This window comes from Amycolatopsis sp. A1MSW2902 (assembly GCF_017312175.1).
Taxonomy (GTDB): Bacteria; Actinomycetota; Actinomycetes; order Mycobacteriales; family Pseudonocardiaceae; genus Amycolatopsis; species Amycolatopsis nivea.
In genome coordinates, this window is the sequence record NZ_QJPO01000001.1 from 7,798,658 (window position 1) to 7,814,608 (window position 15,951).

17 protein-coding genes are annotated in these 15,951 nt (G+C 68.7%); 11 read left to right on the plus strand and 6 right to left on the minus strand.

Features of this window, described 5'->3' with window-relative positions; all coding sequences use genetic code 11:
* Nucleotides 1-54: 54 nt before the first annotated feature.
* From DMP23_RS36400 to DMP23_RS36415, 4 genes are read left to right on the plus strand one after another with little or no spacing between them, the layout of a single operon-like run.
* Complete coding sequence (locus DMP23_RS36400) at nt 55-1,056, plus strand: ABC transporter permease subunit (protein WP_037808486.1); 1,002 nt, start codon at nt 55-57, stop codon at nt 1,054-1,056.
* A complete protein-coding gene (locus DMP23_RS36405; protein ID WP_337823753.1) occupies nt 1,053-1,988 on the plus strand; it encodes an ABC transporter permease in 936 nt (311 codons plus the stop codon). Before DMP23_RS36400 ends, DMP23_RS36405 begins: the two co-directional genes overlap by 4 nt.
* A gap of 4 nt (nt 1,989-1,992) precedes the next feature.
* Entirely contained in the window at nt 1,993-2,988 is a 996-nt protein-coding gene (locus DMP23_RS36410) for an ABC transporter ATP-binding protein (protein WP_037808482.1), read from the plus strand.
* Nucleotides 2,985-4,097, plus strand: coding sequence for an ABC transporter ATP-binding protein (locus tag DMP23_RS36415; protein ID WP_043834533.1), 1,113 nt, complete (start codon nt 2,985-2,987; stop codon nt 4,095-4,097). Before DMP23_RS36410 ends, DMP23_RS36415 begins: the two co-directional genes overlap by 4 nt.
* 68 nt (nt 4,098-4,165) lie before the next feature.
* On the opposite strand, the gene DMP23_RS36420 is transcribed toward DMP23_RS36415, so the two are convergent.
* On the minus strand, nt 4,166-4,588 hold the full coding sequence (locus DMP23_RS36420) for a YybH family protein (protein ID WP_337823754.1): 423 nt from the start codon (nt 4,586-4,588) through the stop codon (nt 4,166-4,168).
* A gap of 102 nt (nt 4,589-4,690) precedes the next feature.
* Between DMP23_RS36420 and DMP23_RS36425 the strand changes: the two genes are divergently transcribed.
* From DMP23_RS36425 to DMP23_RS36440, 4 genes are all read left to right on the plus strand, one after another.
* Complete coding sequence (locus DMP23_RS36425) at nt 4,691-5,071, plus strand: YciI family protein (protein WP_037808470.1); 381 nt, start codon at nt 4,691-4,693, stop codon at nt 5,069-5,071.
* Nucleotides 5,068-6,264: an RNA polymerase sigma factor gene (locus tag DMP23_RS36430; RefSeq protein ID WP_238603904.1), complete on the plus strand. Its 1,197-nt coding sequence runs from the start codon at nt 5,068-5,070 to the stop codon at nt 6,262-6,264. Before DMP23_RS36425 ends, DMP23_RS36430 begins: the two co-directional genes overlap by 4 nt.
* Nucleotides 6,265-6,373: 109 nt before the next feature.
* A complete protein-coding gene (locus tag DMP23_RS36435) occupies nt 6,374-7,030 on the plus strand; it encodes a DedA family protein (RefSeq protein WP_037808466.1) in 657 nt (218 codons plus the stop codon).
* Nucleotides 7,031-7,209: 179 nt separating this feature from the next.
* On the plus strand, nt 7,210-7,839 hold the full coding sequence (locus DMP23_RS36440; RefSeq protein ID WP_337823755.1) for a hypothetical protein: 630 nt from the start codon (nt 7,210-7,212) through the stop codon (nt 7,837-7,839).
* A 3-nt stretch (nt 7,840-7,842) separates the two neighbouring features.
* Here the strand turns inward: DMP23_RS36440 and DMP23_RS36445 are convergent, their stop codons facing one another.
* Complete coding sequence (locus tag DMP23_RS36445; protein WP_238603907.1) at nt 7,843-8,742, minus strand: EamA family transporter; 900 nt, start codon at nt 8,740-8,742, stop codon at nt 7,843-7,845.
* A gap of 86 nt (nt 8,743-8,828) precedes the next feature.
* On the opposite strand from DMP23_RS36445, the gene DMP23_RS36450 reads away from it, so the two are divergent.
* Nucleotides 8,829-9,734, plus strand: coding sequence for a LysR family transcriptional regulator (locus DMP23_RS36450; protein WP_037808463.1), 906 nt, complete (start codon nt 8,829-8,831; stop codon nt 9,732-9,734).
* Here the strand turns inward: DMP23_RS36450 and DMP23_RS36455 are convergent.
* Complete coding sequence (locus tag DMP23_RS36455) at nt 9,731-10,285, minus strand: TetR family transcriptional regulator (RefSeq protein WP_134728533.1); 555 nt, start codon at nt 10,283-10,285, stop codon at nt 9,731-9,733. The two genes, DMP23_RS36450 and DMP23_RS36455, sit on opposite strands and share 4 nt — an antisense overlap.
* A 64-nt stretch (nt 10,286-10,349) precedes the next feature.
* Between DMP23_RS36455 and DMP23_RS36460 the strand changes: the two genes are divergently transcribed.
* A complete protein-coding gene (locus DMP23_RS36460) occupies nt 10,350-11,459 on the plus strand; it encodes a serine hydrolase domain-containing protein (RefSeq protein ID WP_134728532.1) in 1,110 nt (369 codons plus the stop codon).
* Here the strand turns inward: DMP23_RS36460 and DMP23_RS36465 are convergent.
* Nucleotides 11,416-11,976: a DedA family protein gene (locus DMP23_RS36465; RefSeq protein ID WP_134728531.1), complete on the minus strand. Its 561-nt coding sequence runs from the start codon at nt 11,974-11,976 to the stop codon at nt 11,416-11,418. The genes DMP23_RS36460 and DMP23_RS36465 overlap by 44 nt on opposite strands.
* A 155-nt stretch (nt 11,977-12,131) precedes the next feature.
* On the opposite strand from DMP23_RS36465, the gene DMP23_RS36470 reads away from it, so the two are divergent.
* A complete protein-coding gene (locus DMP23_RS36470) occupies nt 12,132-13,049 on the plus strand; it encodes an SDR family oxidoreductase (protein ID WP_134728530.1) in 918 nt (305 codons plus the stop codon).
* Here DMP23_RS36470 and DMP23_RS36475 read toward each other — a convergent pair.
* The gene (locus tag DMP23_RS36475) at nt 13,040-14,014 is read right to left on the minus strand and encodes a helix-turn-helix transcriptional regulator (RefSeq protein ID WP_337823756.1); all 975 of its coding nucleotides are present in this window, start codon (nt 14,012-14,014) and stop codon (nt 13,040-13,042) included. The genes DMP23_RS36470 and DMP23_RS36475 overlap by 10 nt on opposite strands.
* Nucleotides 14,015-14,101: 87 nt before the next feature.
* Nucleotides 14,102-15,886, minus strand: a complete 1,785-nt coding sequence (leuA, locus tag DMP23_RS36480; RefSeq protein WP_043827063.1) for a 2-isopropylmalate synthase — start codon at nt 15,884-15,886, stop codon at nt 14,102-14,104.
* Nucleotides 15,887-15,951 lie beyond the last annotated feature (65 nt).

The window sequence follows — 15,951 nt, forward strand, 5'->3', positions numbered from 1 at the left end:
TGCTACCGCGCCTGCCCTTGGCCTCGTTCCCGGGCTGTACACAAAGGACTACTCGTGCTCCGTTTTCTCGTGCGTCGGCTGCTACAAGCGATCCCGACGCTCCTCATCCTGTCCATTCTGGTGTTCGCCTGGTTGCGCTCACTTCCCGGCGGGCCCGCGTCGGCTCTGCTCGGGGACAAGGCGACTCCGGAAAAACTGGCGAACCTCAACCACGTGCTCGGCCTCGACCAGCCGATTTTCGTGCAGTACTTCAAATTCCTCGGCCGCGCGATCACCGGTGATTTCGGCAATTCGCTCGTGTCGTCCCGGCCGGTGATGTCGGAGATCGGCACGTTCCTCCCGGCCACCATCGAGCTGGGCATCACGGCGATGCTGATCGCGGTGCTGTTCGGCATTTCGTTCGGCTATCTCGCCGCCCGGTTCCGCGGCCAGATCGTCGACAACGTCATCATCGTGCTGACCCTGGTCGGCGTGGCGGTGCCGATCTTCTTCCTCGGCTACATGATGCAGGACCTGCTTTCCACGCCGCTCGGCTTGCCGTCGCAGGGCAGGCAGGCGCCGGGCATCGACGCCACCGTCGTCACGCATTTCGCCATTCTCGACGGAATGATGACCGGCGAATGGGACGCGGTGTGGGACGCGATCAAGCACCTCATTCTTCCCGCGCTCGCGCTCGCCACGATTCCGCTCGCGGTGATCACCCGGATCACCCGCGCTTCGGTGCTCGACGTGTTCAACGAGGACTTCATCCGCACCGCGAATTCCAAGGGCCTCACGCAGCCCGTGGTCCGCCAGCGGCACGTGCTGCGCAACGCCTTGCTGCCGGTGATCACCACGATCGGCCTGCAGACCGGCGCGCTGCTCGGCGGCGCCGTGCTGACCGAGCGAGTGTTCAACTTCCGCGGCCTCGGATTCCTTCTCGCCGAAGGGATCGACAAGCGGGACTACCCGCGGCTGCAGGCGCTGCTGCTTCTCGGGGCACTGGTCTACGTGCTCGTGAACATGCTCGTGGATATTTCCTACGGGCTCATCGACCCGAGGGTGCGTGTGCGGTGAACACTCTGCTGAACAAGAAGAAAGAGCCGATCGACAAGCTCGCCGCGGCTTCGGCGGGCGGGCGCAGCCTCGGCGCCGAGGCACTGCGCCGGATGCTGCGCAGCCCGGTGGCGATCGTCGGCGGCGTGATCACCCTGCTGTTCCTGCTGCTGGCGATTTTCGCGCCGCTGCTCGCGCCGGAGGACCCGCAGGTCCGGTACCTGCAGGACAAGGTCATCCTCGGGCGCGGCATCATTCCCGGCGCCCAGCCGGGTTTCCCGCTCGGCGTCGACGACTTCGGCCGCGACTTCCTGTCCCGGCTGCTGATCGGCGCACAGCAGACGCTGCTGGTCGGCGTGCTCGCCACGGTGATCGGCGTGCTGCTCGGCGCGCTCATCGGCGGGCTCGCGGGCGCGTTCGGCGGCTGGGTCGACACCGTCCTCATGCGCATCGTCGACGTGCTGCTGGCGTTTCCCTCGCTGTTGCTGGCGATTTCGATCGCGGCGCTGTTCGCGAAGCCGAGCCAGTGGACGGTGATCATCGCGGTGTCGATCATCGGCGTGCCGATTTTCGCCCGGCTGCTGCGCGGTTCGATGCTCGCCCAGCGCGAGGCGGACCACGTGCTCGCGGCGACGTCGCTCGGCGTGAAGCGGACGACGGTGGTGTTCCGGCATATGCTGCCGAACTCGCTCGGTCCGGTGATCGTGCAGGCGACGCTGACCCTGGCGACCGCGATCCTGGAGGCCGCGGCACTGTCGTTCCTCGGTCTCGGCGACCCGGACCCGACCCGCGCGGAGTGGGGTTTGATGCTGGGCAACGCTTCCCAGCACTTCCTCGACATCCGGCCCGAGCTGGCCTACTACCCGGCGATCGCGATCATCATCGTGGCGCTCGGGTTCACGCTGCTCGGCGAGTCCCTCCGCGAAGCCCTCGACCCGAAGAACCGGCGGTGACCCCGTGGCACTTCTCGAAGTCCGCGACCTGAAGGTCGTGTTCCAGCGCCGCGGCGAGCGTCCGTTCACCGCGGTCGACGGCGTGAGTTTCGACGTCGAACCCGGCCAGACGGTCGGGCTGGTCGGCGAGTCCGGCTGCGGCAAGTCGGTGACGTCGCTCGCGATCATGCGGCTGCTCGCCAAGCGCGGCAACACCGTCAGCGGTTCGGTGCGCTTCGAGGGCACCGATCTGCTGACCCTGTCCGACCGCGAAATGCGCGACCGGCGCGGCCGCGATCTCGGCATGGTGTTCCAGGACCCGCTGTCCTCGCTGAACCCGGTCATCCCGATCGGGCTGCAGATCACCGAGGTGCTGGAGCGCCACCGCGACATGCCGCGCAAGAAGGCGCGGATCGAAGCGGCGGAACTGCTCGACAAGGTCGGCATTCCCGACCCGACGCGGCGGCTTTCCGAGTACCCGCACCAGCTTTCCGGCGGGATGCGCCAGCGCGCGCTGATCGCGATCGCGCTGGCGTGCCGTCCTCGGCTGCTCATCGCGGACGAGCCGACCACCGCGCTCGACGTGACGATCCAGGCGCAGATCCTCGCGCTGCTGCGGGAACTGGTGCAGGACACCGGGACCGCGCTGGTGATGATCACGCACGACCTCGGCGTCGTCGCCGGGCTCTGCGACGAGGTCAACGTGCTTTACGGCGGCCGGATCGTGGAGCGCCAGGAGCGGCATTCGCTGTTCGCGCAGCCGCGGCACCCGTACACGCACGGCCTGCTGGCCTCGATCCCGCGGCTCGACGAGGGCCGCGGCGAGAAGCTGGTGCCGATCCGCGGTTCGGTGGCCGACAACATCCCGTGGGACGGCGGCTGTGCCTTCGCGCCGCGCTGCCCGAACGCGATCCAGGCCTGCCTGGAGAATTCGCCGGAGCTGGTTCCCGACCGGAACGGCTTGCTGCGCTGCCACAACCCGGTGCAACCCGCCGTGGCGGCAGGAGGAGGAACCCGATGACGGTGGCGAACACCGACGAGGTGCTGCTCGAGGTCACCGGCCTCAAGGTGCACTTCCCGATCAAACGCGGCATCGTCGTGGACCGCACGGTGGGCCACGTGTTCGCGGTCGACGGGGTCGACCTGTCGATCCGCCGCGGCGAAACCTACGGCCTGGTCGGCGAATCCGGCTGCGGCAAGTCGACGCTCGGCCGCGCGATCCTGCGGCTCAACGAACCGACCGACGGCAAGGTCGTGTTCGACGGCACCGACGTCGCCCAGCTCAAGGGCGAGCAGTTGCGCAAGGCGCGGCGGCGGATGCAGATGGTGTTCCAGGACCCGATGTCGAGCCTGGACCCGCGCCAGTCGGTCGAATCGATCCTCGTCGAGGGCATGCGCGCGCACGGGCTCGACAAGGACAAGGAATCGACCGCGAAACGGCTGCGCGAACTGCTGAGCGCGGTCGGCCTTCCGGAGTCGTCGCTGCGGAAGTACCCGCACGAGTTCTCCGGCGGCCAGCGCCAGCGCATCGGCATCGCGCGGGCGCTGTCGGTGGAGCCGGACCTGATCGTCGCCGACGAACCGGTGTCCGCGCTGGACGTTTCGGTGCAGGCGCAGGTGGTGAACCTGCTGGAGGACCTCCAGGACGAACTCGGTCTCACCTACGTGGTGATCGCGCACGACCTCGCGGTGGTCCGGCACATCTCCGACCGGATCGGCGTGATGTACCTCGGCGCGCTGGTCGAGGAAACGACGTCGGAGGAGCTGTACCAAAACCCGCTGCACCCGTACACGCGCGCGCTGCTGTCGGCGATCCCGGTGCCGGACCCGGTGGTGGAGGACAGCCGCGAGCAAATCCTGCTCGCCGGGGACCTCCCGTCGCCCGCCAACCCGCCGTCGGGCTGCCGCTTCCACACGCGGTGCCCGTGGAAGCAGGAAAGCCTGTGCGACACCGATCGCCCGCAATTGCGCGAGATCGGCGCCGGACACCGGGTGGCCTGCCACTACGCGGAGGACATCCGCGACGGGCGGATCCAGCCGCACAAGGTCGAGGTGGAACTGGTCGACGCCGGAGCGCTGAACCCGGACCTCGGCCCGCCGGACGTCGGTTCGGCCGCCGAGATCCTCTGACCGTCCGTGAAGGACTCCTTGAGGGAATCTGATTCCTTCAAGGAGTCCTTCACGGCTTTTCAGGGCTTTCAGGGCTGGAGGTCGACGGCAGCGCGGAACGAACCGTCCATGTGGAACGGCGTCGAGTTGTGCTCGTGCGCGATCAGCCAGCCATTTCCATTGCGCCGCAAGGCGAACGTGGTGCGGAACCAGAGCGTGAACGATTCGTTGTGGCCCTGCGGCGTCGCGGTCAGCTTCGTCAGCGCCGCCACCACCGCCAGATCGCCGGACACCGTGATCTCCTCGTCGTGGTACGTGTAGGAAATCGGCCCGTCGAAGGTGCTCATCCACTGCGCGACGTGCTCCGCGGAAGCGCCGGTCGTGCGCAGCGGCGGGGCGAGGTCGAATTTGACCGCCTTCTCGGTGTAGCTCGCGACGACTCGCTTCGGGTCCTTCGCGTGCATCGCGGCGGTGCGCTCGGCCAGCAGGTCGCGGATCTCGTTTTCGGACATTTTGTGGTCTCCTTTTCCCGGACTCGGTGTTCGTCCGGGACGTCGAAGCCGCCGGTCCGGCTTCGACATCTGGGGTGGAAAAACTTTTCGAGGAGGCTCCCGATGAAGTATCTGGTCCTGATCTACGGCAACCCGGCGTCGCGCGCGGCCTGGGCGGGGATGAGCGACGAGCAGAAGGCCGAGGGCCTGCGGGCCTACCAGCGGTTCCACGAGGAGCTGGCGGGCACCGGCGAGCGGATCGTGTCCGAGCGGCTGGCCGCGCCGGAGCTGACGAAGCAGGTCCGCGTGAGCACTGACGGCGTGAGCACCACCGACGGCCCGTTCGCCGAGATCAAAGAACAGCTCGCCGGGTTCTACCTGCTGGAATGCGATTCCGAGGCCCGTGCGCTGGAGATCGCCGCGCGGATCCCGGAGGCGCCGTTCGCGACGATCGAGGTGCGGCCTGTGATGGGGCTGACCGGCGACGTGGACTTCGAGCTGTGATCGACGGCCTCCTGCGCGACCTCATCCCGCAGGTCCTGACCGCGCTCGTGCGCCGCTACGGCGATTTCGGCAAATGCGAGGACGCCGTGCAGGAGGCCCTGCTCGCCGCCGCCGTGCAGTGGCCGAAGGACGGGGTTCCGGACAATCCGAAGGCCTGGCTCATCACGACCGCTTCTCGGCGGCGGATCGAGATGTGGCGCAACGAAGCCGCGCGGATCCGTCGTGAGGAGACGGTGGCCGCGCTGGAACCGCCGTCCTTCGAACTGGTGCCGCAGCAAGACGACACGCTCACCCTGCTGTTGCTCTGCTGCCATCCCGCGCTGACCCGCCCGTCGCAGGTGGCGCTCACGTTGCGTGCCGTCGGCGGCTTGACCACCGCCGAGATCGCGCGGGCGTACCTGGTTCCGGAGCCGACGATCGGTCAGCGGATCAGCCGCGCGAAACAGAAGCTGCGCGGTGCGGATTTCGCCCTGCCACCCCGGGACGAACTGCCGGAACGCGTCGCCGCGGTACTGCAGGTGCTGTATCTGGTGTTCACCGAGGGCCACACCGCCAGCTCCGGCAGCGAGGTGAACCGCGTCGAACTGACCGCCGAGGCCATCCGGCTCGCCCGGCAACTGCACGCGCTGCTGCCTGCTGACGGCGAGGTCGCCGGTCTGCTCGCCCTCATGCTGCTCACCGACGCCCGCCGTCCCGCCCGCACCGGCCAGGACGGCGTGCCCGTGCCGCTGGCCGAACAAGACCGTTCGCTCTGGGACGCGTCCGCGATCGCCGAAGGCAGCGCACTCATCGAACACGCGCTGGCGAACACCCCCGTCGGCCCGTACCAACTGCAAGCCGCGATCGCCGCCGTGCACGACGAAGCCCCGACCGCCGACGACACCGACTGGCCGCAGATCCTGATGCTGTACGACCTCCTGCGGCAGCTCGCGCCCGGCCCGATGGTCACCCTCAACCGCCTGGTCGCGCTCGCCCGCGTCGAAGGCCCTGCGGTCGCGCTGGCCGAACTGGACGCGTCCGAGCACCTGGACCACTACCGCGCCGACGTGGTCCGCGCCGATCTCCTCGAACGGTCCGGCGACGCGCAAGGCGCCCGCGAGTGCTACCTCCGGGCCGCCCAGCGCACCTTGAGCCTGCCGGAACGCGAGTACTTCGAATCGCGCGCTTTGCGTGTTATGTCGGAAAAACCCTGAAAAACCCCTGCCTGAAGACGGACCCCACCCCCGACTCCAGGCGGACGCGAGAACGCTCGTCAGCTGGGTACTCTGCGGAGACCAGGCACGAATCACAAGGGGGTTGGCAGTGAACATCGACCACGTGCTGGAGGCGATCCCTCCGCTGTCGGTCTACCTGTTGGTGGGCTTGGTGGTGATGGTCGAAAGCCTGGGCATCCCGCTGCCGGGGGAGATCGTGCTGGTGAGCGCGGCGCTGCTGGCGTCGTCGCACAGCGGGCTGAACCCGCTGTGGATCGGCGTGCTGGCGTCGGCGGGCGCGATCATCGGCGACAGCATCGGGTACCTGATCGGCAAGAAGGGCGGCAAACGGCTCTTCGCCTGGGCCGGCCGGAAGTTCCCGAAACATTTCGGCCCCGACCACATCGCGAGCGCCGAAAAGATGTTCCACAAACGCGGCATGTGGGCCGTGTTCTTCGGCCGGTTCGTCGCGGTGCTGCGCATCCTGGCCGGCCCGCTCGCCGGGTCGCTGAACATGCACTACCCACGCTTCCTGATCGCGAACGCACTGGGCGGCATCGTCTGGGCGGGCGGGACGACGGCGCTCATCTACTACCTCGGCGTGGTCGCCGACAAGTGGCTGAAGGGCTTCCAGTGGGCAGGCCTCGGCGCGGCACTGGTGATCGGCGTGGTGGTGACGCTGGTGCTGAAGAAGCGCATGGCCCGCCACGCGGCGGGATCGGCCTCGTCCGCGTCGTCGGAGGAAAAGAACGACGCGGTCGCCTGAACCGAGTGACGGGATTCCCCCGGCAGGTCTTCGGACGTGCCGGGGGTTTTCTGTTCCCCGGCCCGGAAATAAGCGATGCCCCGAGCGGCATGCGAAAGCAGAGGCGACCCGGGGCGTACTGCGCCATACTAGCACATCCCCTCCGCCCGAGAGGGGCAAGAAACGGGGAGGGGCAGCTGATGCCGGGGGAGCCGGGGTGGATCAGGGAAGGTTTGTCGACCCCGAGGTTCGCGCCGTATCTCGCGAAGGCGGAAGGCGATCTCGCTCGGGCTTGTGCGTTGTACTGGTGGAACGTAGAGGTTTCCGCGGCGTTCTACCCGTCGCTGCATTGCCTGGAGCTCGCGCTGCGGAACGGCCTGCACCGCACGCTGGCGACGGCGTTCGACCGGGAAGACTGGTGGCGGGTAGCCCCGCTGCGCCCCGACGGCGTCGGCAAGCTGGCAGAGGCCCTGCGCAAGCTGACCGTGCGCGGACGGCCGCAGACGCCCGATGACCTCGTGGCCAACCTGTCGCTCGGGTTCTGGGTGTCCACGCTCAGCAGTGCCTACGACCGGACGCTGTGGGTCCCGCACCTGCACCGCACGTTCGCCTTCTACCGCGGCAAACGGCGTGATCTGCACACGGATTTGCGCACCGTTCTGCTGTTCCGCAACCGGATCATGCATCACGAGCCGATTCATCACCGGCATCTGTGGAAGGACCACGAGACGATCCTGCGGGTGCTCGGCTATCTGGTCCCGGAGCTGGCCGGCGAGCTGAAGGCGTACGACCGGGTGCCCGAACTGCTGCGGCAGCGTCCCAGCCGGTGACCCTTACACCGGCAGCAGTTCCTCCGGTGTGACCGCGGGCTTCTTCCGCAGCGAGCCCAGCAAGACCCCGCCGATCACCACCGCCGCGGCGACCAGGGTCAGTACCGTCGGCACCTCGCCCAGGATGAAGAACGACGCCGTCAACCCGACCACCGGCACGAGCAGCGAGAACGGCGCGACCACGCCCGCCGGGTTGCGGCGCATCAGCGTGGTCCAGATGCCGGAGCCCACGACGGTCCCGAAAATGACGACGTACGCCAGACCCGCGATGCCGATCAGACCAGTCTTGGTGCCGAGCGTCGCCAGCGAGTGCCACGCCGCGCCCGGGCCTTCGAAGATGCTCGACAGCGCCAGCATCGGCAGCGGCGGCACCACCGACATCCACAGCGTCAGGTGCAGCGGGTTGTCCGGCTCCGCGCGGCGCATGCTCAGGTTGCCGATCGCCCAGCTCAGCGCGGCCAGCAGGGTCAGCAGCACCGGCACCAGCGCGGCGTGCGCGGACTGCTGCCAGGCGATCGCGGTCATGCCCGCCACCGCGAGCAGGATCCCGGCCAGCTGCCGCCCGGAGACGCGTTCCCGCAGCAGCACCGCGCCCAGCAGCACGGTGAACGGCGCGGACGCCTGCAGCACCAGCGACGCGAGCCCGGTCGGCATGCCCAGGTGCATCGCGACGAATAGGAACGCGAACTGTCCGGTGCCGAACCCGAGCCCGTAGCCCAGGAGGTAGCGCAGCTTCACGCGCGGCCGCGGCACGAGGACCATCGTCGGAATCGCGATCAGCAGAAACCGCAGCGCGCCCGCGAACATCGGCGGGAATTGGCCGAGTGTGGCGTGGATCGCAATGAAATTCAGACCCCACAAGACGGCGACGAACACAGCGAGCAGACGGTCCCGGATGGCCATGCCGCCACTCTGCCTAGGCAAACCTTGAAGCACCAGCGAGAAAAACTGCACCGACTGTGTAGCGCTGCTTCACATACACTGCGCGGATGGACTTGGGCAGGCTCCGGACGCTGCGCGAATTCGCTGATCGGGGCAGCGTCACCGCCGCCGCTCGGGCGTTGCACTGCACCCCGTCGGCGATATCCCAGCAGTTGCGCGCGTTGCAGGCGGAGGTCGGCATCGCGCTCACCGAACCGGCCGGCCGCGGGCTGCGGCTCACCGACGCGGGCCGCGCGCTGGTCGCCCGCGCCGACGACGTGCTGGCCGCGCTGGACCGGGCCGAAGCGGAACTGGCCACCTACCGCAGCGCCCCGCGCGGACGGGTGCGGATCGCGATCTTTCAGTCCGCGGGCCTGATGCTCCTGCCCGGTCTGCTGCGCCGCATCGACCAGTACGAAAATCTCGACGTCGACGTCCGCGACGTCGACATGGTCCCGCCGCAGGTTCCCGGCCTGGTCGCCGACTACGACGTCGTCGTCGCCCACCGCGACGAGCACGCGCCCGAATTCGACACCGAACGCCTCGACGTCGTCCCGCTGCTGCGCGAACCGCTGGACGTCGCACTGCCCGCCGATCACCGGCTCGCCCGCCGCCGCCGGGTCGAACTCGCCGATCTCGCCGACGAACGCTGGATCTCGGTGGACCACGGCTTCCCGGTCGACGACGTCCTGCGCTCGCTCACCGTGCGCACCGGCGTGCGGCCGCAGATCGTCCAGCGCATCAACGATTTCCGCATCACCGAACGGCTTGTCGCGGCCGGGCACGGGATCGCGTTGATGCCTCGGTACACAATGGACACTCGACGCGGCAGTGGATTGGTGGGCCGTCCGCTGGCGGGTATCCGCGCGGCGCGGTTGGTGGAAGTGGTGTGCCGTACTGGTGCGGTGAATCGTCCAGCGGTCGCGACTGTGATCGACGAGTTGCGTGCCGAAGTGGCCGCGTTGACGACCTAACCGGGTTCCCGGGCGGGAAGCCCACGCAGCAACGTGTCGAGAAATAGCTCAAACCGAGGTGCGTCCGGCCCGAGATCGAGCGGGTTTTCCCGCACCGCGAGCCAGCTGACCGTGCACGTGATGAAGATGTACCAGCTCTGCTCAGCCAGTTCCGGCGACACCCCGGCGTTGGTGAACGCGGCGACCACCTGCGAGCGCAGCCTGCCGAACGAATCCGCGTTGTGCCGGTGCGGCCGGGACAACCGGGTCGCGTAACCGGGCACCGCGAGGAACTGGTCGTGCATCGCCCACGCGACCTGGGCGAGCCACGGCCGCCAAGACCGGCGTGGCGGGCCTTCCGCCGGAAGCACCCGCTCCAGCACTACCTCGCTGATCAGATCGAACAGCGCGTCCCGGTTGGCGACCCAGCGGTAGAGCGCGCCATGCGTCACGCCCAGCCGCGTCGCCAGTTCGCGCATGGTCAAGGTGTCGAGGTTTCCCGTGGACAACGCCGCGTCGACGATCCGCTCGCGATCGAGCTGCGCGGGGCGGCCGGGCCGCGGTCGGGTCATAGCTGCGGACTCTACCGAGACAGAGTTAGTGACCAATGGTTACAAACAGGAGTACGGTCGTGGCATGGAAAACATCGAGGGCACCGTGCGGCCCGGTTTCGAACAGGTGCGGGACACGTTCGCGGCGGTCGCCGACGGAGCCGCCCAGCTGGTGGCGTACCACCGCGGCGAGCGAGTAGTCGACTTGTGGACCGGCGTCGACGGCGATTGCCTGCTCGGCGCTTACTCCGCGACGAAGGGCGCGGCGCATCTGGTCGTCGCGCTGCTGGTGCAGGACGGGGTGCTGGACCTTGACCAGCGGGTGCGCCACTACTGGCCGGAGTTCTCGGCAGACGTCACGCTCAGGGAACTCCTGGCGCACCGAGCCGGACTGGTCGGCGCCGACGAAGGATTCTCCCGCGCGGAACTCGCGGACGACCGGATCGTCGCGGAACGCCTGGCTCGCCAGCGCCCGTTCTGGCGACCGGGAACCGCGTTCGGCTACCACGCGCTGGTCATCGGCGCGCTCAGCGGCGAGGTCGTGCTGCGGGCGACCGGCCGCACCATCCAGGAACACTTCGCCGAACGGATCCGCGATCCGTACGCAGTGGACTTCTACCTCGGCCTCCCCGCCGAACTGGAGCCGCGATTCGCCAGCGCGGAGCCGATGATCCTTACCCCCGAACGGCATATCACCCCGCCCGCCGCCAACAGCCTGAACGGGATCGCGTTCAACCGGCACCATCCGGACGGTCCGGAGGTCTGGGAACTGCCGAATCTCCCGGAGGTCCGGCGGCTCGGCCCGGCCTCGTTCGGCGGCGTCGCCTCGGCCCGCGGGTTGGCCCGGATGTACGCCGCCGCGATCAGTCCGCTGGACGGCGAACCGCCGCTGCTGAAGCCGGAAACCTCCGCCGAGTTCGCGCAAATCCAGTCCACCGGCGACGACGTGGTGTTGCATCAGCACAAGGCGTTCGGCATCGGATTCCACGCCACCAGCGAGTACTACCCCGAGCTGGGCCAGGGCAGCTTCGGACACAGCGGCGCGGGCGGCCAGCAGGCGTTCGCCGACCCGCGCAACGGCGTCGCGTACGGCTACACCCGCCGCCGGATCCCGTTCCCCGCCGCGGCCGCGCCGGAGAACGAACCGCTGATCAAGGCGTTGTACTCGGCGCTGCGTGCCGTCGAATCCCGATAGTGATCGCCGAGCCCAGCAGCACCGCGATGGTCAGCGACAACGCGAGGCTCAGTCCCGGCTCGGCGACCAATTGCCCGCCGGCGTAGCCGAGGAACGCGACGTACGACGTCCACAGCAGCACGCCGACCGCGGACGCGGTCAGGAACTCGGTGAACCGCCACCGCAACGAGCCAGCCAGCAGTGCGCCGATCGTGCCGCCGGAAGGCAGCCATCGCGCGACCACCAGGACCGGCCGCGGATGCCGTTGCAAGCGTCCGTCGAGCCAGGTCAGCCCGGCGGCCAGTTTGCGCCGACGGCCCAGCCGGGCCAGCACGCGAGCCCCGCCGAACCGCCCGAGTGCGTACAACGCCTGGTCGGACAGCAGGCAGCCGAAGCTGGCGACTGCGATCACGACGGCCAGCGAGGTCCCGTGCTGCGCGGCGGCCACGCCCATGCCGAGCAGAGTCACCTCGGTGGGCAACACCGGCACCAGCGAGACGACGAACAGCACCACCAGCCCAGCCGTCGTAGCGTCCATATCTCCATTAACCGTCGTGCCAGCCCGGATGAGTCCCAATCACCGGCTCTTCACAGCAAGGCACAGCCAGGACACAGATTTCCGGAAACCGGACAGAGGATGTCAGGGTTCACGCGCACGCTGGTGGTTCACCGAGAGAGAAGAGGACGAACGAAATGAGCGGGGAACTGGCGGGCAAGGTCGCGCTCGTGGCGGGCGGCACGCGCGGGGCGAGCCGGGCGATTGCGGTCGAGCTGGGCCGGGCCGGGGCGCACGTGTATGTCACCGGTCGCACGACGCGGGCCGGACGGTCCGAAGTGGACCGTCCGGAGACCATTGAGGACACTCTGGAGCGGATCGAAGCCGCGGGCGGCAAGGGAACCGCGCTGCGGGTCGACCACCTGGTGAGCGACGAGGTCGCCGCGCTCGCCAAGCGGATCGACGTCGAGCACGGCGGCCTCGACATCCTGGTCGACGGGATCTGGGGCGGCGACCGTTACCTGGAGTGGGGCAAACCGGTCTGGGAGCACTCGCTGGACGCGAGCCTGCGGATGATGCGGCTGTCCCTCGACGCCCACCTGATCACCAGCCACCATCTGTTTCCGCTGGTCATCCGCCGTCCGGGCGGGCTGGTGATCGAACTGACCGACGGCACCGCCGAGTACAACCAGAAGTACCGCGAGGGCACGTCACTGCCGTACTACCTGGCCAAGGCGGCGATCAACGTCTTGGCGGTCGGCGAGGCGGCCGAACTCAAAAAGCACGAGTGCACCGCGATCGCGTTCACGCCGGGGTGGCTGCGTTCGGAGGCGATGCTGGAGATTTTCGAGGTCACCGAGGAAAACTGGCGCGACGCGACCGTCCGTGAGCCGCACTTCGTGATCTCGGAATCGCCGACCTTCTCCGGCCGCACGGTCGTCGCGCTCGCCGCCGACGCGGACCGGCACCGGTGGACCGGACAGACCGTTTCCAGCGGTCAGCTGGCGAAGGTCTACGAGATCGATGACGTGGACGGCAGCCGTCCGGACGCGTGGCGGTACATCGAGGAGGTGCAGGAACCCGGAAAGCCCGCCGACGCCAGCGGCTACCGCTGATCCTTGTTGCGCTCAGCCAGCGCTTGACCGAATTCCGCGACCGCGGCGCGGATCTCCGGCGGGGTGAGCACCTCGACGCCGGGGCCGAGAGAAACCAGCTGTCCGACGGCGACTTCCTTGCCCTCCATGGCGAACTCGGCCTCGGCCCACCCGTCGGCGTCCTTCGGGCCGAGCGACACCAGCACCTCGTTCACGTGCTCGGGCCCGAAAACCCGCCGCAACGCCCCCGCTGCGGACCGGTCGAGCCGAGCCGTCACCTTCAACGGCAGCGGCATCTTCTCGAACTCCGCCGACGACGCGCGCCACCAGTCAGCGAGCGAGAATTCCTCCGGCCGGGCAAAGGTTTCACCGGTTTCGGCGACCGCCATCAACCGGGAGACGCGATACGTCCGCAAGTCGGCGTCGACGCGCGCCACTAGATACCAAACCCCGGCTTTGAGCACGAGGCCCAGTGGATCGAGCGTCCGCCGGGTGACTTTGTCGCGCCGTCGGTACCGCACGTCGAGCCGCTGCTGCGTCCACACCGCCTTCGCGACCGCGGGCAGCGCGCCCGTGTCGTCCGGCGAGGTGAACCAGGCCGAGGCGTCGAGATGAAACCGCCCGGCGACCGTCCGGGCCTGTTCCTGCAGCTGCTTCGGCATGCTCGCGGACACTTTCGCGTGCGCCGCGGCCACGGCGGTGCCGAGACCGAGCCCGGCCAGCGCGTCCGGCACGTCGAGGGCCAGCAGCGCGACGGCCTCCCGCGAGGTGAGGCCGTCGAGCCGCGAACGCCAGCCGTCGACGAGCCGGATGCCGCCGTGCCGCCCGGGTTCACTCCAGAGCGGCACGCCGGCTTCGCGCAACGCGGCGAGATCCCGCCGCAGCGTCCGCTCGGTCACGCCCAGCTCGCCGGCCAGCTCCCCGACGGTGCCCGCGCGTTTGCGGTGCAGCGTGAAGAGAAGCGCGACCAGGCGCTCGGCTCGCATCCTCGTCTCCCTCGCCCAGAACCGCCCCAATGCCGCATTGGGTGCATGTGACGCACCCAATGTGGCATGGGGACGATCAGGTTCGGGTCAGCGGTTGGCCCGGTTGACCGCGCTGACCACGGCACGCAGCGAGGCGGTGACGATCGACGGGTCGACGCCGATGCCCCAGAACACGCGGTCGGAGATCGCGCATTCGATGTAGGACGCGGCGCGCGAGTCGTCGCCAGGGCTCAGCGTGTGCTCGCTGTAGTCCAGGAGCCGCAGGTCGTAGCCCACAGTGGACAGTGCGTCGAAGAACGCGGCGATCGGCCCGTTGCCGCGGCCGGTGATCTCGTGCTCGTCGCCCTCGACCTTCACCGTGGCCTCGAGGTCGTACTCGCCGCCGCCGTTGTCGGTGACCCGCTGCTTGATCAGCTCCAGCGGGGTCTTCGACTCCAGGTACTCGGCCGAGAACGCACGCCACATGGTGGCCGGGTCGACCTCGCCGCCCTCGGTGTCGGTGTAGGCCTGGATGACCTTCGAGAACTCCATCTGCAGCCGGCGCGGCAGGTCCAGCTGGTGTTCGGCCTTCATGATGTAGGCGACGCCGCCCTTGCCGGACTGCGAGTTCACCCGGATCACGGCCTCGTAGGTGCGGCCGACGTCCTTCGGGTCGATCGGCAGGTACGGGACCTCCCACGGGTGCTCGTCGACCGGGACGCCCTTCTTGTCCGCGGCGTCCTTCATCGCGTCGAGGCCCTTGTTGATCGCGTCCTGGTGGCTGCCGGAGAAGGCGGTGAACACCAGGTCGCCGCCCCACGGGGAGCGTTCCGGGACCGGCAGCTGGTTGCAGTACTCGACGGTCCGCTTGATCTCGTCCATGTCGGAGAAGTCGATCTGCGGGTCGATGCCCTGGCTGTAGAGGTTCATGCCCAGCGCGACCAGGTCGACGTTGCCGGTGCGCTCGCCGTTGCCGAACAGGCAGCCCTCGATCCGGTCCGCGCCGGCCTGGTAGCCCAGTTCGGCGGCGGCGATGCCGGTGCCGCGGTCGTTGTGCGGGTGCAGCGACAGGATCACCGAATCGCGGCGCTCCAGGTTGCGGCTCATCCACTCGATCGAGTCGGCGTAGACGTTCGGGGTCGCCATTTCGACGGTCGCCGGCAGGTTCAGGATCACCGGCTTCTCCGGCGTCGGCTGCCAGATTTCGGTGACCGCGTTGCACACCTCGAGCGCGTAGGACAGCTCGGTGCCGGTGTAGGACTCGGGCGAGTACTGGAAGCGGAAGTCGGTGTCCGGCTGCTTCGCCGCCAGCTCGACGACCATTTCGGCGGCCTGCGTCGCGATCTTCTTGATGCCCTCGCGCTCCTCGCGGAACACCACGCGGCGCTGCAGGATCGACGTCGAGTTGTAAATGTGGACGATCGCTCGCGGCGCGCCCTCGAGCGCCTGGAAGGTGCGCTCGATCAGCTCGGGGCGGCACTGGGTCAGCACCTGGATGTGCACGTCGTCCGGGATCGCGCCCTCTTCGATGATCTCGCGGACGAAGTCGAAGTCGGTCTGCGACGCGGCCGGGAAGCCGACCTCGATCTCCTTGTAGCCCATGCGGACCAGCAGGTCGAAGAACTTGCGCTTGCGCGCGGGCGACATCGGGTCGATCAGCGCCTGGTTGCCGTCGCGCAGGTCGACCGCACACCACAGCGGCGCGCGGTCGATGCGCTTGTCCGGCCAGGTGCGGTCGGGTACGTCGATGTTCTCGACGACGTCGTACCAGGGGCGGTAACGGTGGACCGGCATGGACGTGCCGCGCTGCGGGTTCCACGAGGGCTGCCCGGCGGGCGCGGGACGAGAGGGCGTGCGCAGACGGGAGTTAGTGGTGCGGGGGTCGGTGCTCATCGCGGGAAATTCTCCTGAAGGGATCGGTGCGGACGACCGGCACCACAAAGCCCCGCGACGAGGAG